This is a genomic window from Mycobacterium lehmannii (genome assembly GCF_001499925.1).
Lineage (GTDB): Bacteria > Actinomycetota > Actinomycetes > Mycobacteriales > Mycobacteriaceae > Mycobacterium > Mycobacterium lehmannii.
Genome location: NZ_LQIR01000037.1, coordinates 1 through 21,471, shown reverse-complemented (window position 1 = coordinate 21,471; position 21,471 = coordinate 1). Strand labels below are relative to the sequence as shown.

The 21,471-nt window shown below is 67.8% G+C and carries 14 protein-coding genes and 1 tRNA gene; 10 read left to right on the top strand and 5 right to left on the bottom strand.

From position 1 onward, the window contains the following. Positions 1-211 precede the first annotated feature (211 nt). The 5 genes from iniR to AU192_RS18965 all read left to right on the top strand — a co-directional run bounded on the left by iniR (position 212) and on the right by AU192_RS18965 (position 10,360). Complete coding sequence (gene iniR, locus AU192_RS18985; protein ID WP_064398994.1) at positions 212-2,752, top strand: isoniazid response ATPase/transcriptional regulator IniR; 2,541 nt, start codon at positions 212-214, stop codon at positions 2,750-2,752. Positions 2,753-2,858: 106 nt separating this feature from the next. Further along, a complete protein-coding gene (locus AU192_RS18980) occupies positions 2,859-4,562 on the top strand; it encodes an Hsp70 family protein (RefSeq protein WP_064398992.1) in 1,704 nt (567 codons plus the stop codon). A 136-nt stretch (positions 4,563-4,698) separates the two neighbouring features. Further along, positions 4,699-7,782 carry a heterodisulfide reductase-related iron-sulfur binding cluster gene (locus AU192_RS18975; RefSeq protein ID WP_064398990.1) on the top strand — a complete coding sequence of 1,028 codons (3,084 nt, stop codon included), beginning with the start codon at positions 4,699-4,701 and terminating at the stop codon, positions 7,780-7,782. 46 nt (positions 7,783-7,828) lie between these two features. Further along, positions 7,829-9,103, top strand: a complete 1,275-nt coding sequence (locus AU192_RS18970) for a pyridoxal phosphate-dependent aminotransferase (RefSeq protein WP_064398988.1) — start codon at positions 7,829-7,831, stop codon at positions 9,101-9,103. A 21-nt stretch (positions 9,104-9,124) separates the two neighbouring features. After that, the gene (locus tag AU192_RS18965) at positions 9,125-10,360 is read left to right on the top strand and encodes a YibE/F family protein (RefSeq protein WP_064398985.1); all 1,236 of its coding nucleotides are present in this window, start codon (positions 9,125-9,127) and stop codon (positions 10,358-10,360) included. Here AU192_RS18965 and AU192_RS18960 read toward each other — a convergent pair. The 5 genes from AU192_RS18960 to dcd form a co-directional block, all read right to left on the bottom strand. Next, positions 10,357-11,100, bottom strand: a complete 744-nt coding sequence (locus tag AU192_RS18960; protein WP_064398984.1) for a maleylpyruvate isomerase family mycothiol-dependent enzyme — start codon at positions 11,098-11,100, stop codon at positions 10,357-10,359. The two genes, AU192_RS18965 and AU192_RS18960, sit on opposite strands and share 4 nt — an antisense overlap. A 216-nt stretch (positions 11,101-11,316) precedes the next feature. Then, positions 11,317-12,627: a cytochrome P450 gene (locus AU192_RS18955; protein WP_064398996.1), complete on the bottom strand. Its 1,311-nt coding sequence runs from the start codon at positions 12,625-12,627 to the stop codon at positions 11,317-11,319. A gap of 46 nt (positions 12,628-12,673) precedes the next feature. Continuing rightward, positions 12,674-14,011 carry a UDP-glucose dehydrogenase family protein gene (locus AU192_RS18950; RefSeq protein ID WP_064398982.1) on the bottom strand — a complete coding sequence of 446 codons (1,338 nt, stop codon included), beginning with the start codon at positions 14,009-14,011 and terminating at the stop codon, positions 12,674-12,676. A 74-nt stretch (positions 14,012-14,085) separates the two neighbouring features. After that, entirely contained in the window at positions 14,086-15,735 is a 1,650-nt protein-coding gene (locus AU192_RS18945; RefSeq protein WP_064398980.1) for a DUF7159 family protein, read from the bottom strand. Positions 15,736-15,925: 190 nt separating this feature from the next. Further along, complete coding sequence (gene dcd, locus AU192_RS18940) at positions 15,926-16,498, bottom strand: dCTP deaminase (protein WP_064346781.1); 573 nt, start codon at positions 16,496-16,498, stop codon at positions 15,926-15,928. 45 nt (positions 16,499-16,543) lie between these two features. On the opposite strand from dcd, the gene AU192_RS18935 reads away from it, so the two are divergent. The 5 genes from AU192_RS18935 to AU192_RS18915 all read left to right on the top strand — a co-directional run. Next, positions 16,544-16,617, top strand: a tRNA-Gly gene (locus AU192_RS18935). 128 nt (positions 16,618-16,745) lie between these two features. Continuing rightward, positions 16,746-17,810, top strand: a complete 1,065-nt coding sequence (locus AU192_RS26010) for an ABC transporter substrate-binding protein (RefSeq protein WP_242656979.1) — start codon at positions 16,746-16,748, stop codon at positions 17,808-17,810. Between the two features lie 200 nt (positions 17,811-18,010). Then, entirely contained in the window at positions 18,011-19,780 is a 1,770-nt protein-coding gene (locus AU192_RS18925; protein WP_064398978.1) for a serine/threonine-protein kinase PknD, read from the top strand. 14 nt (positions 19,781-19,794) lie between these two features. Next, complete coding sequence (locus AU192_RS18920; protein ID WP_207544956.1) at positions 19,795-20,958, top strand: BTAD domain-containing putative transcriptional regulator; 1,164 nt, start codon at positions 19,795-19,797, stop codon at positions 20,956-20,958. A 99-nt stretch (positions 20,959-21,057) separates the two neighbouring features. After that, a partial coding sequence (locus AU192_RS18915; protein ID WP_064398974.1) for a hypothetical protein occupies positions 21,058-21,471 on the top strand: 414 nt, incomplete at its 3' end.

Here is a 21,471-nt window from a genome sequence, read left to right as displayed (position 1 = left end):
ACGACGCCCACGACGTCACCCCCCACCACCACCACGACCACCACTACGACGACCACCACTACGACGACGACCACCACGCAACCCACCACCACGACGACGCGTCCCACGACCACGCAGCCGACGACCACTCAGCCGCCGACGACCATCGACCCGCCCACCACATCGGTCGAACCGGAGCCGGACATCCCCGTTCCGGACGCGCCATAGACCGATGACCGCGTCGGACCCGCGGACCGAAATCCCCCCGCCCGCACGCGAGGCGGTCGCAGGGCTGGCGGCCGCGCCGACCGAGCCGGTCAAACTGCTCGTGTCGGGCGGCATCGGCACGGGCAAGAGTTCGGTGCTGGCCGCCGTTCGAACCGCGCTTCGGGCCGCGGGCGTACCGGTGCTCACCCGCATACCGCGCGCTGACGACGATCCGGCGGCCGCGGTCGTCATCGACGATGCCCACCTGCTGGCCGACCACGAACTCGGCGAGCTCGCGCGACGAGTGTCGGATCTGCCTTCGACGCTTGTGGTCAGCAGTGCGCCGATCGCGCACCGCCCGGCGATGCGTGCGCTGTTCACGGCGATCGAACGCGAGAACCCGATCGTCATTCTGGGACCACTGCCCCCGGCCGACGTGGCAAGCCTCGTCACCGAAAAGCTCGGCGCCACACCGCCGTCCGATATGGTGCGATCCTTCGTCGTTGCGACGGCGGGCCTGCCATTCCTGTTGCAACCGGCGATCGCGGCCGTCGCCGAGTTGCAGGACGACGCGCCGGCCACCGCGGTCCTGCAGGCGGTCACGTACGCGCTGACCGAACGGCTGCGCCGCCTCGACGATGCGACACTCGACACGCTTCTGGTCACCTCGCTGAGCAGAGACCTCGGTCCCGACGACGTCGCTGCGGCGTTGCGCATGGACGCCGAACAGGCTTACGCGGTGGTCGATCGCGCCCGCGCCACCGGTCTCGTCGAGCCGTCCTACAGCCGGGCCTTCCTGCGCACCCTGCACCGATGTGTCGCTCAGATCCTCGGCACCGCCCGTCATCACGACACCGAGATCTCGCTTCTGGTGTCGCAACTCGAATCATCCACGCTGTCACCGGAGTTGGCGCTCCAGTTGGCAGAACACGGTCTGCGCGACGATCGACTGGCGACCGCGCTGGCCGACATGGCCACCCGTAGTCGCAGCCAACCGGCAAGGGCGGCACGGCTTTACCGCGCCGCCGTCGATGCGGGGGCGACCACGCTGAGTCCGCGGCTTGCCGACGCGCTGGCGCTGACCGGCGACTGCGTCACCGCTGGACGGCTCACCGATCAACTGCTCGGCTCCGACGATGCGGCCGAGAGGGCCGCCGCGGTGAGGATCGCCGCCAGCATCGCCCTGCACGACGGCAGCGCAACACAGGCCGCGGACCTGTTCCGTTGGCTGGGCCCGTATCCGGACGCGTTCGTGAGCGCGGCGGGCGCGGTGGTGTCACTCGCCGCAGGCGACCTGTCGGCCGCTCGGACGGCGCTGTCCGCCGAGAGCGCCGGCCCGCCCACCTCCACGGCCCGCGCCGCGCGCAGCCTCGCCGAGGGCCTGTTGATGTCGTTGGACGCCCCATACCCCGCAGCCGTCTCCCGGTTGGGACAGGCGATCACCGCGGACCAGCCCGCGGACGGCGTGGCCCCCGACACCCCTGCGGCGCTGGTAACGCTGGCCGCCCTGCACGGCGGCGATCCGGTCCGGGCCCGCAGCGTGATCGCCCGTGTGGTACGCGCCGGTCTCGAAGACGGTTCGGAGGCAGCGCTTTTCGTCGCCCGCAGACACCGGCTACTGCTGGGCTGGGTGCGGATGCAGGACGGGCAATTACCAGCGGCGACATCTGATGTGGCGATCGCGTGCGCCGACGCCGACACCTCCCCGCTGCACCGCCGCGATGCGCTGTGGGCGGCCGCGCTGCAGACGGCGATCGCGCGCCGCAGCGGCGACACCGGCGCCATGCAGAAACACTGGTACGCGGCGGTCGAGGTGCTCGCCGAGTACTCGATGGACCTCTTCTCCCTACTACCGCTCGGTGAATTGTGGGTGGCCGCTTCCCGGATGCGTCAGATCGACCGGCTGCAGCACACCCTCGACGAGGCCTTCGCGCTGCTCGGCTCGCTCGGTGAGCCCGTGTTGTGGTCGACTCCTCTGCACTGGGCCGGTGTGCACGCGGGCATCCTCGCCAACGCCCCGGACGCCGTCGCCCCGCACGGCCAGGCGCTGACTGCCGCGGCCACGCACAGCGCCTTCGCCAAGACGCTGGCCACTGCGGGCCGCACCTGGTTGCGGGTTCTGGCCAATCACGTCGACACCGACGAGGTCACGACGGCAGCGCGACTGCTCGCGCAGGTGGGCCTCACCTGGGACGCGACCCGGTTGGCCGGTCAGGCCGCGCTACAGACCCCCGATGGCCGGGTGTCGGGCGCGATGCTGCAGCTCGCGCGAGACCTGAAGCAGACCGTCGCACCCGACGACGCACCCGGATCCGATCAACTCGCGGCGCCGGAGACCGCGAGGGCCAGCTCGGCGCGTCCCGCGTCGTCTCGGCTGTCCGACCGCGAGCGCGAGGTCGCCGAACTGCTGCTCCTCGGCATGCCCTACCGCGATATCGGGGCACAGTTGTTCATCTCGGCGAAGACCGTCGAACACCACGTCGCCCGGATCCGCCGTCGTCTCGGCGCCGAATCCCGCTCCGAGATGTTGTCTATGCTGCGGGCCATGTTGTCTCCGCAGTCGTGATCCCCCAACACACCGTCATCCCCTAACGGCAATCCCCTATGCGCCGTGTCCGACGACGGGTCCGGCACCGGATTCGCCCGCCTGCGCAGCGCCATAGCGTCATGCCATGTTCAATCACCAGGCAACTCCGGACCGGCCGCTGGGTGTTTCGGTCGGCGCGACCTACCTCGCCGCGACCCGTGACGGACACGCCGCGGTGATCCGGCCCTCCGAGCTCACGCTGCACGGGCAGCGATTCACCGGGTTCGTCGACCGCATCGGCGACCCGGTTCCGCTCATCGCCTCCGACGGCTCCGCCCATCGCCCCGAGCAACTGCTCGCCGAGGCGCTGCGCACGCTCACGCAGTCGGCCGAGGACATCACGGTCGCCGTACCCGCGCACTGGCGTCCGTCGGTCGCCGACTCCTTGCGCCACGCCCTGGGTGGCGACGTGCCGGTGGTGTCGGACGCGACCGCCGCTGTGGCCGCGCTGAACGCCGAACCTGGGCTGCCCTCTCGCGGCGTCGTCGTGCTCTGCGACTTCGGTGGCAGCGGCACCAACATCACGCTCGTCAACGCGTCCTCGGACCACGCGGTGGTCGGCGAGACCGTCCGGTTCGCCGATCTTTCCGGCGATCTCGTGGATCAGGCGCTCATGACACATGTGATGGCGCCGTTGCCTGCTGACGCCGACCCGTCCGGAACGGCTGTCGTCGGTTCGCTGGCGCGGCTACGCGACGAGTGCCACGCCGCCAAGGAGCGGTTGTCGGCCCACACCGCGACCGCCGTCGCCGTCGTTCTGCCCGGACACCACGCGGACGTCAGGGTCACCCGCGCCGAGCTCGAGGGGCTGATCCAGCGCCCGGTCACGGATTTCCTTGCCGCAGTGGACGAAACGCTTGAACGCTACGGGGTTCCGGACGCCGCGGTTTCGGCGGTAGCGACCGTCGGCGGCGGCGCACGCATCCCCCTGCTGACGCAGAAGCTGTCCGAACATCTGCGGGTACCGGTGGTGACCACCGCGCAGCCGCAGCTGGCCGCCGCCGTCGGGACCGCTCTGATCGCCCAGCGCCGGCGCGCCGTCGACCCGGAGACCACGCTCGCGCCCGCCGGGATCGATGAAGCCACCGTCCGGGTCGACGCCGGGCCGTCGTCGGCCCCATTCGGCGCGCTGGCCTGGTCCGAGGACGACCAGGAGGATGCGCCCCTGCCTTTCACCGTTTCGCGCCCCGAACTTCACTTCGAGCATGAGCAGTGGCAGGAGGAGGCGAAACCGCGACGTTCCCCGCTCGTCCTGTTCAGCCTCGCGGCGGCCGCCGCGGTGGTCACGACGGCCCTGTTCGGTCTCACGCAGTTGCGCGGTGACACCGCCACCCCGGTCGAGGCGGCGACCGTCCTCAGTCCCGCGGCCACGCCACCCCCCTCGCCTGCGGCGCCGGCTCCCACTCCAGTACCCCCGGCGCCGCAGGCCCCTCAACTCACCACGGTCGTCGTGCAACCGGCGCAGCGATCATCCACACCCCAGCACCGCAGCCCGCGACCGGCGCAGGCCCCACAGATGGCGCCCGCAGCACCGCCCTGGACACCCACGCCACCGACTAGCGCCCATCCGTCACCGGAACCCGAGACTCCGCCGTCCAACCCTGAGCCGCCGACCGATCCGCAGACCCCTCCGGTGGCCGACCCCCCACCGATCGATCCGGGGGCCGGCGCAGGCCCCATAGATGGCGCCCCGTCTCCAGATGGTGATCCCGTCGACCCGGATTCGAGCGGCGAGCAAACGGGTACCGACACCGTGCCCGACGAGTCCAGCCCGACCGACGGTGCGTAGTTAGGACAACCTTCGTAGCGGTGTTTCCCTTGGAGATGCAACTATGACTCCCGGGCTTGAGCAGGCCTGAGTTAAGTTACCCATCGGTAACTTACGGTAAGTTACCCTTGGGTAACTTGAGAATGGGAGGCGCGCGGTGGATACGCAGATGCTGATCAGGCTCGTCGTCGGGCTAGGGCTGACGGCCCTTGTTCTGGTCTTCGCCGCCAAACGCGTGCTGTGGCTGACGTCGTTGATCCGTTCCGGCGCGCCCACCAGCCCGGAGAACAACCGCAAGGACAACCTCGGCAAGCGCATCACCACTCAGATCGAAGAGGTCTTCGGCCAAACCCGACTGCTCAAGTGGTCCCTGCCCGGCCTCGCCCACTTCTTCACGATGTGGGGCTTCTTCATCCTCGCGTCGGTCTACCTCGAGGCCTACGGCCTGCTCTTCGACCACGACTTCCACATCCCGATCATCGGCCGCTGGGACGTTCTGGGCTTCCTGCAGGACTTCTTCGCCGTCGCGGTGCTGCTCGGCATCATCACGTTCGCGATCATCCGGGTGAGGCAGGAGCCCAAACAGCACGGCCGCGACTCGCGGTTCTACGGATCGCACACCGGTGGTGCCTGGCTGATCCTGTTCATGATCTTCAACGTCATCTGGACCTACGCGCTGGTGCGCGGCGCCGCGGTCAACACGGACGCCCTTCCCTACGGCAACGGCGCGTTCTTCTCCCAGTTCATGGGGTGGCTGATGAGTCCGCTGGGCTACACCGCCAACTCGTGGATCGAGACCATCGCGCTGTTGGCGCACATCGCGGTGATGCTGGTGTTCCTGCTGATCGTGCTGCACTCCAAGCACCTGCACATCGGGCTGGCGCCGATCAACGTCACGTTCAAGCGGCTCCCCGACGGCCTCGGCCCGCTGCTGCCCGTCGAGTACGAGGGCAAGGAGATCGACTTCGAGGATCCGCCGGAGGACGCGGTGCTGGGCCGCGGCAAGATCGAGGACTTCACGTGGAAGGCGTACCTCGACATGACCACGTGCACCGAGTGCGGTCGGTGCCAGTCGCAGTGCCCGGCGTGGAACACCGGTAAGCCGCTGTCGCCCAAGCTCGTGATCATGAACCTGCGCGACCATTTGTTCGCCAAGGCGCCCTACATCCTCGGCGACAAGGAAACGCCGCTGGAGAACACCCCCGAGGGCGGCCTCGGCGAGGAACTGCGCGGGGAGAAGAAATCCGAGGAGCATTCGCACGAGCACGTTCCCGAGTCCGGCTTCGAGCGGATCCTGGGCTCGGGTCCCGAGCAGGCCACCAGGCCCCTGGTGGGCACCGAGGAACAGGGTGGCGTGATCGACCCCGACGTGCTGTGGTCCTGCACGACGTGCGGCGCCTGCGTCGAGCAGTGCCCCGTCGACATCGAGCACATCGACCACATCGTCGACATGCGCCGCTACCAGGTGATGATGGAGTCCGAGTTCCCGGGTGAGCTCGGCGTGCTGTTCAAGAACCTCGAGACCAAGGGCAACCCGTGGGGCCAGAACGCCAAGGACCGGACGAACTGGATCGACGAGGTCGACTTCGACGTCCCGGTGTACGGCAAGGACGTGGAGTCCTTCGACGGCTACGAGTACCTGTTCTGGGTGGGCTGTGCAGGCGCCTACGAGGACCGCGCGAAGAAGACCACCAAGGCCGTTGCCGAACTGCTGGCCGCCGCCGGCGTGAAGTACCTGGTGCTCGGCGAGGGCGAGACCTGCAACGGCGACTCGGCCCGCCGCTCGGGCAACGAGTTCCTGTTCCAGCAGCTGGCCGCGCAGAACGTGGAGACGCTCAACGAGCTGTTCGAGGGCGTCGAGCGGGTGGACCGCAAGATCGTCGTCACCTGCCCGCACTGCTTCAACACGCTGGGCCGCGAATATCCGCAGGTCGGCGGCAACTTCACGGTGCTGCACCACACGCAGCTGCTGAACCGGCTGGTGCGCGACAAGAAGCTCATCCCCGTCACCCCGACCGACGGCGGGATGGACATCACCTACCACGATCCGTGCTATCTGGGCCGGCACAACAAGGAGTACTCGGCGCCGCGTGAGCTGATCGGGGCGTCCGGCGCGAAGCTGACCGAAATGCCTCGGCATGCCGACCGCGGCCTGTGCTGCGGCGCCGGCGGCGCGCGGATGTGGATGGAAGAACACATCGGCAAGCGCGTCAACACCGAGCGCACCGAGGAGGCCATGGACACCGCCTCGACCATTGCGACCGGCTGCCCGTTCTGCCGCGTGATGATCACCGACGGCGTCGACGAGGTCTCGGCGGCCCGCGAGGTGGAGAAGGCCGAGGTGCTCGACGTGGCCCAGCTGCTGCTGGGTTCGCTGGACACGAGCACCATCACGCTGCCGGAGAAGGGCACCGCGGCTACGGAGGCCGAGGAGCGCGCAGCCCGGCTCGCCGCAGAGGCGCCCGTGGAGGAAGCGCCCACCGAGGCAGAGGAAGAGGCGCAGGCCGAACCGGAGCCCAAAGTCGAGGCCGCCACGGCCACCGAAACCAAACCCGTCAAGGGGCTCGGAATCGCGGGCGGTGCCAAGCGTCCGGGCGCCAAGAAGGCTGCCGCCCCTGCGGGCGACAAGCCGGCGGCCGACGAAAAGCCCGCTGCCGCAGCGGCACCCGCGAAGGGGCTCGGTATCGCTGCCGGCGCCAAGCGGCCCGGCGCCAAGAAAGCCGCACCAGCCGCGCAGGCAGCGCCCGCGGAGCCGGAAGCCCAGGCCGAATCAACAGCGCAGTCCAAGCCGGAGCCCGAGGTCAAGGGTCTCGGCATCGCGGCAGGCGCCAAGCGGCCCGGGGCGAAGAAGAAGACGCAATCCGCGGCCCCCAACGAGGGCGAGGCGACTGTCACCCAACCGCCGAACGTCGATCCGGACAAGGCGGAGCCTGGAGCCAAGACCGACACCGCCGACTCGGATCGGGGTCTGGACTCCAAGCCCGAACCTGAGGTCAAGGGCCTCGGCATCGCCCCTGGCGCACGCCGGCCCGCGGCCAAGAAGTCGGCCGCACCGGCACAGCCACCGGCCGAGCCGAAATCCGCTGCCGCACAACCGGAATCCAAGGAGACCGCCGACTCCGATGGCGAATCCGGTGCTGCCCCCGGGCCTTCCGGCGGAGACAACGGAGACAAGCCCGAACCACCTCCGGTCAAGGGCCTCGGAATCGCCAGAGGCGCTCGTCCCCCAGGCAAACGATGAGCCGTTGACCGGCGATTTTGGTTAATCGCTGGACAAAAGTGAGACCATGAACGACGTGACCACCCACCACGTGCCGATCCACGCCGCCGGACACGGACCGCGGCAGCGCACGTTCACGCAGTCGTCGAAGCTGCAGGACGTCCTGTACGAGATCCGCGGACCGGTGCACGAGCACGCGTCACGCCTCGAGGCCGAGGGTCATCGCATCCTCAAACTGAACATCGGCAACCCCGCGCCGTTCGGGTTCGAAGCACCGGACGTGATCATGCGCGACATCATCTCGGCCCTGCCGTATGCCCAGGGTTACTCCGATTCCAAGGGCATCATGCCCGCGCGGCGCGCGGTGTTCACCCGCTACGAACTCGTCGACGGGTTCCCGCGATTCGACGTCGACGATGTGTATCTCGGCAACGGCGCGTCCGAGTTGATCCAGATGACGTTGCAGGCGTTGCTCGACAACGGAGATCAGGTGCTGATTCCGGCGCCCGACTACCCGCTGTGGACCGCGTGCACCTCACTGGCGGGTGGCACCCCGGTGCACTACCTGTGCGACGAGACACAGGGCTGGATGCCCGACATCGCCGACCTGGAATCCAAGATCACCGAGCGCACGAAGGCGATCGTCGTGATCAATCCGAACAACCCGACCGGGGCGGTGTATACACGCGAAATCCTCACCCAGATCGCGGATTTGGCGCGCAAGCACGAGCTGCTGCTGTTGTCCGACGAGATCTACGACAAGATTCTCTACGACGACAGCGAGCACGTCGCGACGGCATCGGTGGCGCCCGATGTGCTGACTCTGACCTTCAACGGCCTGTCGAAGGCATACCGGGTCGCGGGTTACCGGGCGGGCTGGCTGGTGATCACCGGGCCGAAGGAGAACGCCACCAGCTTCATCGAGGGCATCAGCCTGCTCGCGAACATGCGACTGTGCCCGAACGTTCCTGCACAGCATGCGATCCAGGTCGCACTCGGTGGTCATCAGAGCATCGAGGAGCTGGTACTGCCCGGGGGTCGCCTGCTCGAGCAGCGCGACGTGGCCTGGCAGATGCTCAACGAGATCCCCGGGGTGTCCTGCGTGAAACCGCAAGGGGCGCTGTATGCGTTCCCCCGCCTGGACCCCGAGGTCTACGACATCGTCGACGACGAGCAGCTGGTCCTGGATCTGCTGCTGCAGGAGAAGATCCTGGTCACCCAGGGCACCGGGTTCAATTGGCCGACACCGGATCACCTGCGCATCGTGACGCTGCCGTGGGCCCGCGAGCTGTCCAATGCCATCGAACGGCTGGGCAACTTCCTGGCCAGCTACCGGCAGTAGCGTCCTTCTAGGCTGTTGTCCGTGGCGCACTCACACGGACACTCCCACTCACCGACCGGCCCGGCGCCGCTGGGGCCGATCGCCGCGAAGGTCGTCGTCGGCCTGCTGATCGCCATCGGCGTGGCCGTCCTGGCGGGAACGGCATGGCTGTGGCCCAGCCAGCAGAAGGCCGACATCCCGCTGCCGTTTCAGAACGCCGAGGGCGGCGCCGTCACCACCGAATCTGGGTTGGTCCGCTCGAGCGGCACCGCGACGTGCGGCAGCCCGTCAGTCGGTCAGGTGCTGACCGCCGATCCACTTCCGGCGACGGGCGGCGGAGCCGAGTGCGTGCAGGCGTTGATCGAGATTCAGTCCGGGCCCAACAAGGGCGCGGCGACCGTGCTCGAATTCAGCGGTGGCCCCGGCCAACCCAATCTCGCGGCCGGCGACAACGTCAGGATCACCCGTCAGGTCGATGCGACCGGCACCACCACCTACTCGTTCTACGACTACGAACGGACATGGCCGCTCGTCGCGCTGGCCGTGGCATTCGCCGTGGTGGTGGTCGCGGTCGCCCGGTGGCGGGGGTTTCGCGCCCTCATCGGCATCGTGGTCGCGTTCCTCGTGTTGGTGGTGTTCATGCTGCCCGCGCTGCGTGACGGTGCCGCGGCCGTGCCCGTCGCGCTGGTGGCCTCGGCGCTGATCCTCTACGCCGTCATCTACCTGGCCCACGGCGTGAGCCTGCGGACCAGCGCGGCCCTGCTCGGAACACTCACGTCGCTGCTGCTTGCCGCGTTCCTCTCCTGGGGCGCAATCGAATTGGCCCACCTGACCGGTCTCTCGGAAGACCGGAACAACGAGGTCGCCGCCTACCTGGGCAACGTATCGATCACCGGTCTGCTGCTGGCCGGGTTCATCATCGGGTCGCTCGGTGTGCTCAACGACGTCACCGTCACCCAGGCCTCGACGGTGTTCGAGCTGGCCGAACTCGAGGGCGCCTCACGGCGCGCGATCTTTGTAGGCGCGATGCGGGTGGGCCGGGACCACATCGCGAGCACGGTCTACACGCTGGTGCTGGCCTATGCGGGCAGCGCACTACCGTTACTGCTGCTGTTCAGCGTCGCCAACCGGGCCCTCGGCGACGTGCTCACCAGCGAGAGTGTGGCCATCGAGATCGCCCGCTCGGCGGTCGGCGGTATCGCGCTGGCATTGTCTGTGCCGCTGACGACGGGCATCGCGGCGGTGCTGGCGACGCCCGCGCGCGCTCGACGCGGTTAGAAGCCGGTGCGCTCCAGCCACGCGTCCCACACCGCGGTGTCACCGAACACCTCGATGCCGCTGTCGGCGGCTGTGCGCCGTCGCGTGATCGCCAACAGCAGATCGGTGGCGCTGCCGCGCAGCGCGGTGTCGGCCTTGCTGTGGTTGTGCGACCACCAGACGCCGTCCTCGTCGTGGACGATGGTCCACTCCCCGGTCGGCCCCAGCCCGTCGTCGGTGGCGTGCAGGTGGATGCTTCTGCCGTGATCCAGCGCGGGTTGCTCACCGCCGCCGACCATCAGCTCGACCCATTCGCTGATCGCGTCGGCCGCCAACTCCGGCGGTGGGTCGTAGGCGGCCCCGACGGCGAGCGCCGCATCCGCGTGGTGCACGGCGACCTCGTGTAGCCGTCGACGGATCCACCACCCCGCGGGGCGGGGGCCGCGGAAGGTCCAGACTCTGGTCGCCGCCCCTGCCCGCTCGACCGCATCGACCACCAGCTGCGCGCCCTGGTTGAGCCAGTCGATCGCCGCGTCGGCGTCGTCGGGTGGTTTGCCGTCGCGGACCTCGCGCGGGTCCAGTGCCGATATCCGGTGCTCGGCGATGATCTGTGCGGCCCACCGGTTTCCGCGGCCGACGTGGCGGAACAGTTGTTTGAGTGTCCAGTCGGGACAGGTCGGCACCGGCGTCGAGGGGTCTGCACTGCGGATCAGTTCCCCGAATTCGCGGGTCTGGTCGAGCAGCGCGGCTCGGAAATCCACGCCCCCGAACGTACTCAATACTCGACGCGGAAACCCCCGATAATGCCGATCTCGTTGCCGTCGGGATCTTCTATCTTCGACAACCGCGCACCTTGCTGGCCGCGACGATTTCACCGTAGAACCGGCCGCTGACCTCGACGTCATTCGCGGGCACCACCGCGCGCACACGGTCAACCGACATGAGAACCCCTCCGTTCCTCGAAGGGGTAGGCCCGGTCAGGCCGGTGCACTAATCGACGAGCGAGCGGTGCCCAGCGCGATCGGCAGCGACGCCCACCCCCTCAGCACTCGCGTCTCGCGCCTGCTGCCCTCACCAGCCAGTCGCGCATCGGGAAAACGTGAGAAGAACGCCCGCAGTCCGACCTCGCCCTCAGCGCGGGCCAGGGCCGATCCCAGACAGAAATGCCTGCCGCCGGAGAACGACAGATGTCGTCCGGCGTTCTCCCGCTCGAGGTCGAAGCGGTCCGGGTCGTCGAACACCTTGGGGTCGCGGTTGGCGCCTGCGATGTAGATGAGCACCGCCCTGCCACGCGGGATCCGGTGCCCCGCGATCTCGGTGTGCTTCGTCGCCCTGCGCGCGGTGAGTTGCACGGGCGGGTCCAGGCGCAAAATCTCCTCGACGGCGGTCGGCCAGAGTTCGGGTCGCTGCGCCAGGGTTTCGAGGTGCTGCGGGTGATCGAGCAACATGCGAATTCCGTTGCTCAGCAGGTTGACCGTCGTCTCGAATCCCGCGGCCAGCACGAGGCCCGCGGTAGCCATCAGTTCCTGCTGGTCGAGCCGGGCGCTCTCGTCGGAGGCCGCGATCAGCTGGCTCATCAGGTCGTCGCCGGGGTTGCGTCGCAGCCCTTCGAGGTGCCCGGACAGCCAATCGTTGAAGCCGACGACGCTGCGGTAGACGGTGCGGTACTGCGGCCAGGTCAGGCCGATGTCGAGGCTGGCCGCACCGCGCTCGCCGAACTCCAGGACTCGTGACCGGTCGGCGTCGGGAACGCCGAGGATGTCACCGATGACCGCGACCGGTAACTGGGCGCAGTAGCGGTCGACGATGTCGACGGTTCCGGCTTGCGCGAGTTCATCGAGCAGAGAGTCGGCGGTCTCCTGCACCCGGTCCCTCAGCGCGGCAACGGCTCTGGGGGTGAACACCGACGACACCAGCTTTCGGTAGCGGGTGTGGTCGGGGGGTTCCACCGCCAACATCGACGGCGGCTCGAGGGGATGCAGCAGGTCGGTTTTGGTGCGGTTCGCGACCCATTGGACCGGTTTGGGCAGGTTGGAGCCGATCGGCAGAACCTCGAAGTCGTCGTCCCGCAGCAGATCGTTGGCGATCCCGTGGTCGACGGTGAGGTGCACGATGGCGGCCTCCACCATCGGCCCCCTTGCGCGCAGGTCGTCGGCGAAGGCAACCGGGTCGGCGCGAACGCTCGGATCGGCGATCATCCGGCCTTGGGGATCGCCGCGGCGCGCGAGCAGCTTCGAGGCACCGCGCACGAACCCGTGCACGGCAAGCCAGCGGATTCGGTGACGGATCGGCCCACCGTGCCGAGCCGGACGAATCGGTTCCACGCGGCCGAGCCTACCGATTCTGAGACGTCACACCCCTTCCCAGGCAGTGGATCTGCCAGCCGGCCTGCGTCCACCGGTCGATGTCGAGGCAATTGCGGCCGTCGACAATGACTTTCGCGCGCACCGCTCCGGCGAGCTCGGCGGGGTCCAACTCGACGAACTCGCGCCATTCGGTCAACACCAGTACGGCATCGGCCCGCTCACACGCTTCGGCGACCGACGTCGAATAGGTCAGCGTCGGAAAGTGGCGTCGGGAGTTCTCCATCGCTTTCGGGTCGTAGACGTTGACGGTGGCGCCCTTGAGTTGCAGCATCCCGGCGACGTTGAGAGCCGGCGAATCGCGCACGTCGTCGGATTCCGGTTTGAACGCGGCGCCGAGCACCGCGATGTTGGCGCCCAGCAGCGACCCTCCGCACGCGACGGTTGCCAGTTCCACCATCCGGCTTCGCCGTCGCATGTTGATCGCGTCCACCTCGCGCAGGAACGTCAGGGCATGGTTGGCGCCGAGTTCGCCGGCGCGGGCCATGAAGGCGCGGATGTCCTTGGGTAAGCAGCCGCCACCGAAGCCCAGACCGGCGTTGAGGAAGCGGCGTCCGATCCGCGGGTCGTAGCCTAACGCGTCGGCGAGAAGCGTCACGTCGGCGTCGACGGCCTCGCAGACTTCGGAGATCGCGTTGATGAACGAGATCTTGGTGGCGAGAAACGCGTTGGCCGATACCTTGACCAGCTCGGCGGTCTGCAGATCGGTGACCAGCAGGGGGACCTGCTGCTCCAGCATCGGTGCGTACAGTTCCCGGGTCACCGCCTCGGCGACATACGAATCCGGTTGTATGCCAAGCACGATCCGGTCCGGATGCAGGGTGTCATGCACCGCGAAGCCCTCCCGCAAGAACTCCGGGTTCCACGCCACCTCGACGTCGACCCCCGCCGGCGCCAACGCGCGCGCCCGGTCCCTCAGTTCGGCGGCAGTGCCGACCGGCACCGTGGACTTGCCGACGATGACGCCCGACCGGCTCAGCCGCGGGACCAGCATGTCGACGACGGCGTATACATGACGCAGATCGGCGGCGAACTCCCCCTTCTTCTGCGGTGTCCCGACGGCGAGGAAGTGCAGGTCGGCGAACCCGGCCGCGGCGTCGTAGTCGGTGGTGAACGCCAAGCGCCCGGCGGAGATGTTGTCGCTCAACACTTTCCGCAACCCAGGCTCGTAGAAGGGGGTTTCGCCCGCTGCGAGTTTGGCGACCTTGCCAGCGTCGACGTCTACGCCGAGCACCTCGTGACCCAACTCGGCCATACCCGCCGCGTGGGTGGCTCCCAGATAGCCCGTGCCGAAAACGGTGCACCGCATACCGCCTTGATATGCAGTCCTTATGAGCTAACCGCTACGCGACACTGATCGTGCGGCCAACGGCAGGTTACGAGCTAGCGGCAGAACCCCAGGAAGCAGTTCGACCCGCCGCGATTCGATCCGCCCGAGCCCGGCCCGCGCGAGGATCCGCTGTCACTCGATCCGCCCGAGCCCGGTCCGCGAGACGATCCGCTGTCACTCGACCCGCCCGATCCGCTGCCGGGGTACCGCCCCGATCCACTGCCGGGATAACCGCCCGATCCGCTGCCGGGATAGCTGCCCGATCCGTTACCCGAACCGTTCTGCCACGGCGGCACCTGAGGCCTGGGCAGCTCCGGCTCCTCGCGCTCGTCCTGCCACGGGGGAGTCCAACTCGGCAGCTTCGGCGGCGTCCACCTCGGCGGGGACCACGGGTTCTGCGGCCGCGGGTAGTACTGCGGCGGTGCCACCACCGGCGGCACGTACACCGGAACCGGGGCCGGAGCCACCGGGGCCGGAGCCACGGGTGCCGGCGCGGGTGGCGGTGCCGCGGGCGGAGGAGCGGGCGGCGGGGCTTGCGGTGCGGGAGGCGGCGCCTCGACATAGACCGTCCGCGGCGGCGCCTGCGGAGCGGGCTGTTGCGCAGCGACCGGCACGGGAGCCTTGATGGTCTCTGCCTGCGGGGGCGGAGGCGCCTGAACCGGCTGCGCCTGTTCGGTCGGCGGAGCAGGCGGGGCGGGCGCGATGCTGCTGGGCACGATCGCGCTCTGTCCCGGGCTCGGCCGCTGGTCGGCCGTCGGGCGGATACTCACCGCGAGCGAGATCACGAGCGCGACGACGCCGACGACGAAGATCGACGCCATCGCGCTGCCGACGAGCAGGAACGGCTTGCGATCGTCGTTGGCCGCGGCATGAAGGTCGGTCCGCGACGCGTAGTCGCCGACGGAGGCGCCGTCACCGCCGGCGGGCGCCAATTGGGTTGGCGCGCCGGCTAGCCCGGCGTACACCGAACCCGCGGTGGTGCCGTCGGGGTCCTGGGAATAGGCCAAGCCGACGGTGGACGCCTCCAACGCCGGAGCGGCGGCGGCGGCCAGCGCCGCACCCCTCGCTAGCGCCATCTCCGGCTCGTCGGGGGCGTGCACCGGCAGGCTCACCAGATGCTCGAGGTGGCTCTTCACCGAGCTCACGTCGACGCCGGAGCCGACGACGAACATGCCTTGCGGCGGGTTGTCCTGGGCATCGACGGCGGCCGCCATATCGGCGAGCACGGCCATCGCGTCCTGGGTGTGCAGGCTGCTGCTGAGCACCTTGACCACGGACCCGTCGTCGGTCTGGACGACCGACAGCGTCGCGGTGTCGCGGTCGATGAAGAGCAGTGCGGTGGTGTCGTAGCCGACCGCCCTCCCGACGGCCTGGGCGAGTGCGCCCGCGGCGTGTCCATCGGAGACAAGCATGACGTCGTCGATATCGCGGGCGGCGAGCGCGTCGCGAAGTTGTGCCGCCTCGACGTGATCGCTCCACGTGACGCCGATGGCCTTCAGATCATGCCCACCCGCCTCGGCGCTCTCCTTGGTCCCGAGCACGGCGTCCACCACCTGGGCGGCGGCACCCGATGTTGCTGCGCCATCACTTCCGCTGACCTCGAAGACGTCGTGGTCGACGGTGGCCCCGTCGGCCATCTCGCCTTCGACCAGCACCATGCGGACCGTCGCAGGTGTCATCGATACACCCAGAACGATGTCCACTGCCCCTCCAAAACGTTTGCTACCAAGCCTGGATCGCCGATCGGCATCTCGCCACGCACAAGCCGGCGACTAGTGGTTCATCGCCGTGAGCAGGACAGGCGTTACGCCTCCACCGACATTTGCTGACTCGATGCTGCCGACGTTGGTATCTCGACCCTACTCGTGTCAACGGCCGTCGGCGCCGAGCGGTTCAACTGGACTTGATGAAGTTCTGGTACGACCGCGACGGGGTGGGACCGCGCTGGCCCTGATACTTCGAGCCGACCCGCGCGCTGCCGTAGGGGTGCTCGGCGGGGCTGGTCAGCCGCAGCAGGCACAGCTGCCCGATCTTCATCCCAGGCCACAGCGTGATCGGCAGATTCGCGACGTTCGACAACTCCAGGGTGATGTGCCCGGAGAACCCCGGGTCGATGAACCCCGCGGTGGAGTGCGTCAACAGCCCCAGCCGGCCCAGCGACGACTTGCCCTCCAGCCTGCCCGCGAGATCGTCAGGCAGCGTGCACAGTTCCAGCGTCGACCCGAGCACGAACTCGCCCGGGTGCAGCACGAACGGCTCACCCGGGTCGGCTTGGACCAAGGTGGTCAGCTCGTCTTGCTGCTTGGCCGGGTCGATGTGCGTATATCGCGTGTTGTTGAAGACGCGGAACAGGTTGTCGAGGCGGACGTCGATGCTGGACGGCTGGACCAGGGAGTCGTCGAAGGGATCAAGCCCCAGTCGCTCGGCAGCGATCTCGGCGCGGATGTCGCGGTCGGAGAGCAGCACGCGACGAGCCTAGCGGCTCGGATGTTAGCCTTCGTGCTCAAACAAGCCGGTGTAGTTCAATGGCAGAACATCAGCTTCCCAAGCTGAGAACGCGGGTTCGATTCCCGTCACCGGCTCCACAAAGTCTCCTTCCAACACTCACCACCGCCGGGTTGCGCTACGGCGATCACGGGCCTTGACGGCCGTTTCGGCATTTGACCTGTTCACTACGCGTACGTTCTCCCCAACCAACAAAAGAGGGAGACCCATGCCAACCAAGAGTGGTCGACGACGTGCGACGTGCTTGATCGCCGTCGGTACCGCCAGCGCGCTCACGCTCGCCGGCTGCACCTCGGCCGTAGCCCAACCGGGCGCGCCGAGCACCGCCGAGTCGCTGCGCATTGTGCTGGGCTCACAACCGCAGCCGTCTCAAATCCCGCTGGTCTACGGCGTTGACCGCTACGGGTCCGACTTCGGGTTGCCCCTCAGTGTCGAGCAGAACGTGATCCAGTACGACACCCATGCCGACGCGGTACAGACCCTGCGCGACGGCCGAGCTCAGGTTCTGGCGACGTCGGTCTCCGCGATCTTGGATGCGCGCGAGCACGGCGAGGACGTCAAGGTGTTCTGCCCCTACGTCAGCATGGATGACTTCGTCCTCGCCGGTGCCAACGGTGTGCACAACGCCAGTCAGCTGTTCGAGCCGTCGACCCGCGTGGGGATCGACAGCCCCGGTGGCTCTGGAGCCATCGTGCTCAACGCGCTGTTGAGCGGCGTCGGCGAGCACCGCGACGTCCACGAGATTCCCAATCAGCAGATCCTCGAAAGCTCGAGCGCCCGACTGGATGCGTGGATCGCCGGCCAGGTGGATGCGACGGTGATTCACGACACCCAGTACGACGGCGCGAAGGCAATGGTGAACCAACCGGTGCTGATCGCCACCCTCTACGACAATGCCCCCGGGTTCATCAAGGTAGCTCAGGCCGCCCGCGCGGATTGGCTCGCACAGAACCGCGAACTCGCCGCCAAGTACTGTGCGACCACGTTGCGTGCGATGAAGACACTCAAGAGCGACTTCGCGCTGTTCCAAAGTGGAGTCAACGAATACGTCGAAGCACCCCCCTCCGACGAATCGCTGAGGGAGCTGTTCGCGCTCATCCAGCAGCACCCCTTCTGGACCGACGAGGGCGGGCTCACCGATGCGAGCGTGAAGTTCATGATCGACATCGCGAGAGAATCGGACGTCCTCACCCAGCCCTTGAACGCCGCCGATGTCGTCGACCGTCAGACGCTGAACCGGGCCGTCGAACTCGCCAACATGCCAACGCAATAGTCGCGGCCACCGAAGTCGTCCACACCTCGTTACGCAACAACCGACCAATTGACGCTTCGGCTGGTTAAATTGGCCCGTGAAGGCGTTCGCCGCGAGAGAGCCGGGTCAGCAGCACAGTGGATGACACGGTCAGAGACGGCGGCGACGCCACGCAAAGGCCGGGAGCGGGAACCGGCGACGACCCCCTTGCACGCAGGCGCGTGGAGCGCGACGAAAAACCCACAAGGCACTTCGGCCGCTACGGGTTGCTATCGCTGTTGGGCGCAGGTGGCATGGGCCAGGTGTGGCGGGCACGCGACTCGCAGACCAATCGGGTGGTCGCGCTGAAGGTGCTGCCCGAGCACTCCGCCAACGACCGGGAGACACGCGAACGGTTTCGGCGGGAGTGCGAGGCGGTGGCACAGCTGACCGAGCCGCACGTCATCCCGATCCACGACTTCGGCGATGTGGACGGTCGGCTCTTTCTCAACATGCGACTGGTGGACGGCACGGACCTACGCACGCTGATCAAACAAGAGGGCGCACTGCCGCCGGCGCGTGCGGTCGCGATCATCGCTCAAGTGGCCGGCGCACTTCAGGCTGCCCACGACGTGGGTCTGGTGCATCGCGATGTCAAGCCCTCCAATATCCTGGTGTGCACCAACGATTTCGCCTATTTGATCGACTTCGGCATCGCTCACGCCTCAGGAGACGCCACGCTGACCAAGGCTGGTGAAACCATCGGCACCGCCGCCTACATGGCGCCGGAGGCCATCGGTGCCGCTGTGAAAACCCATTCACGCGTGGACGTTTACGCACTCGCGTGTGTGCTGTACGAATGCCTCACCGGCGAGCCGCCTTTCGCCAGCGATATGGGCGTACAGGGCATGATCGCCCATCACCTCCACACTCCGCCGCCGCAGCCCAGTGCCAGCGACGCCGGCGTTCCGGCGGCTTTCGATGCGGTCATCGCCAAGGGGATGGCCAAGAACCCCGATGACCGCTACCCGACCGTCCAGGATCTGGCGCTGGCCGCCCGGGCGGCGTTGGGCGACGCCGACGCCGTTGCCAAGGCATCGGGTAAGCCACGGAAACGACTGTCACGCAAGGCTATCGGTATTATGGCAGCGGCCGCGATGGCAGTGGTGGCGGTTGTCGTGGCGGGGGTCGTCATCGTCGGGCGACAGTCATCCGACGCGAGCAGCTCTTCACCCATACCGGTCGGCCAGGGCTTCTCATCACAAACTCCGTTGCCTTTCACAGGGATTCATGTCTCCGCAGGAATCGCGGTCGAAGCCGATGGAACCACCTACGTCACCGGCGTCGGCATTGATCGGGTGATGCGACTGGAGCCCGGTGCGGCGGCCGCGACAGAGCTGCCGATCGAGGGTCTGAAGAATCCGCGAGATATCGCAGTGGATGCCAAGGGCGATGTTTACGTCACCGACTCGGGTAACGACCGGGTGATGTGGCTTCCCGTCGGCGCACCCGCGGCGATCCAACTGCCGTTCAACGGCCTCAACGATCCCCGCGGTATCACCGTCAAGCCGAACGGCGACGTCTATGTCGTCGACCGTGGCAACAATCGGGTGCTGTTTCTGGCGACGGGCGCAGCGACTCCCACCCCGGTACCGTTCAGCGGTCTCAACGACCCCCGCGGCGTGGCCGTCGGACCGGCAGGCGGCGTCGTCGTCACCGACACCGGTAACAACCGGGTGTTGAAGTTGGAAGCGGGCGCGACGCAGGCCACTCCCTTACCGTTCGCCGGGGTGAACGAGCCCCACGGTGTGGCGATCGACTCAGAAGGCGGCGTCTACGTCACCGACCGCGGTAACGCCGGAATCGTCGAGCTGCGACCCGGCACGAGGGCCGCGATTCCGCTGCCGTTCGTGGGGCTGAACGACCCTCAGGGAGTTGCGGTCGACGCGGCGGGCAATGTCTATGTCACCGATGTGGGCTCCGACCCCGTGGTCAAACTCTCGGTCGGTTGATGACAAAGGGGCCCATGGTTGCGTCCGGCCTCGATTTCGGTGTGCTGGGCCCGCTTCGTGTCAGCGTGAACCGCCAGCCGGTGCCGCTGGGAACGCCGAAGCAGTGCGCTGTGCTGGCGCTGCTGCTGATCAACCGCAACCGTCCCGTGCCGCGGGACTCGATCATCGCGGCGATCTGGGACGAAGACATGCCGGAAGCCGACGCGATACACAACCTGCACGTCTACGTGGCCAACCTACGCAAGGTCCTCGGCTCGGGCGGCGCCGACGCGAAGGCCGTCTTGGCCAGTGCCCGACCGGGTTACCAGCTCAACGTGCCCGACGCGGCCTGCGATCTGGGGCGGTTCAACACGGAGAAGGCGGCCGGGGCGCAGGCCGCGGCGGCGGGCCGGTTCGGGCTGGCCGCCGACCGGCTGTCAGCCGCGTTGGCGCAGTGGCGCGGCTCGGTTCTCGACGACCTACGGGAGTTTCGCTTCGTCGAGCCGTTCGCCGCAGCACTCGTCGAGGACAAGGTGGCGACGCATGTGTTGCGCGCTGAAGCCGAAATCGCCTGCGGACGTGCCGATTCGATGATCGGCGGGCTTGAGAAGCTCGTCGGCGAGCATCCCTATCGGGAACCACTGTGGGCACAGTTGATCACGGCCTACTATCTGGCCGAGCGGCAAACCGATGCGCTGGACGCGTACCGCCGCGTCAGATCGACGTTGTCGGAGGAACTGGGCATCGATCCGGGACCGTCGTTGCGCACGCTGCACGAGCGGATCCTGCGCCAGGAACCGTTGGACGTTGCGCGGATCGCGCAGAGCGACGCCTCCGACGTCGTCACCATGCTGGAGAGCCATTTGTCGACCACCATGACGGCGGCGGCCAGATTCAATCGGGCGCAGCTCCGCGATGTCGCGGGTCGCTGTTATCCACTGGAAACCGTGGTGACCGGCATCGGGCGCCGAGCCGACAACACCGTCGTCATCGATGACCCGAAAGTCAGCCGGTACCACGCGACGATCATCGACACCGGCGCGAGCTTCGTGATCAACGACCTGCGGTCCGGCAACGGCGTGATCGTCGCGCACGAGCGGGTTCGCGGCAGCACCGCGCTCTGCGACGGCGACGTCATCGACATCGCCGGACACCAGTTCACCTTCGAGATCGCACCCGAGGATTCACCAGCTCATTAAGCGCTGAGCAGCACCGATGCGGCATTGAGGTTCCATTGAGGGCTGCGTTCGATTCTTTTCTCAACGCCACACCAGATGGCCCCGAGAAAAGGAACTCAGATGATCAAGAACCGCATCGCCGCCACCGCCGCCCTCGTCGTCTTCGGACTGGCCGCCCTGGCCGGCATCCTCGCCGCAAGCGCCAACGCCGACACCGCCTCTAACACCACCGGCACCCAGATGACAGGCACCGCCCAGCAGTCGGTCGCCAACGCCCGCCAGGCACTCGACGAGCAACTCGACGCAGCACGCGACGGCAACGGCGTCGATGTCCCCCAGCCCGGCATCGCCCAAAGCGAACAGCACATCGCCTTCCCCAAGACCCCCCACGGCGCCTACACCGGCAAGCCCGGCCACAACAACGGCGCCGACCCCGCCACCGGCTCCCACACCCCCGTGAAGTACCCCAGGTTTTGTTCCGATCTTCATAGGAGGATTGGAAGCTATGCCCCGTCAGTATTCGCCGGAGTTTCG

Excerpts from the sequence above, each read along its gene's own strand:
- AU192_RS18980 (WP_064398992.1), top strand. The coding sequence starts at position 2,859 with ATGTTCAATCACCAGGCAACTCCGGACCGGCCGCTGGGTGTTTCGGTC.
- iniR (WP_064398994.1), top strand. The coding sequence starts at position 212 with ATGACCGCGTCGGACCCGCGGACCGAAATCCCCCCGCCCGCACGCGAG.
- AU192_RS26010 (WP_242656979.1), top strand. The coding sequence starts at position 16,746 with ATGCCAACCAAGAGTGGTCGACGACGTGCGACGTGCTTGATCGCCGTC.
- AU192_RS18970 (WP_064398988.1), top strand. The coding sequence starts at position 7,829 with ATGAACGACGTGACCACCCACCACGTGCCGATCCACGCCGCCGGACAC.
- AU192_RS18950 (WP_064398982.1), bottom strand. The coding sequence starts at position 14,011 with ATGCGGTGCACCGTTTTCGGCACGGGCTATCTGGGAGCCACCCACGCG.
- AU192_RS18920 (WP_207544956.1), top strand. The coding sequence starts at position 19,795 with ATGGTTGCGTCCGGCCTCGATTTCGGTGTGCTGGGCCCGCTTCGTGTC.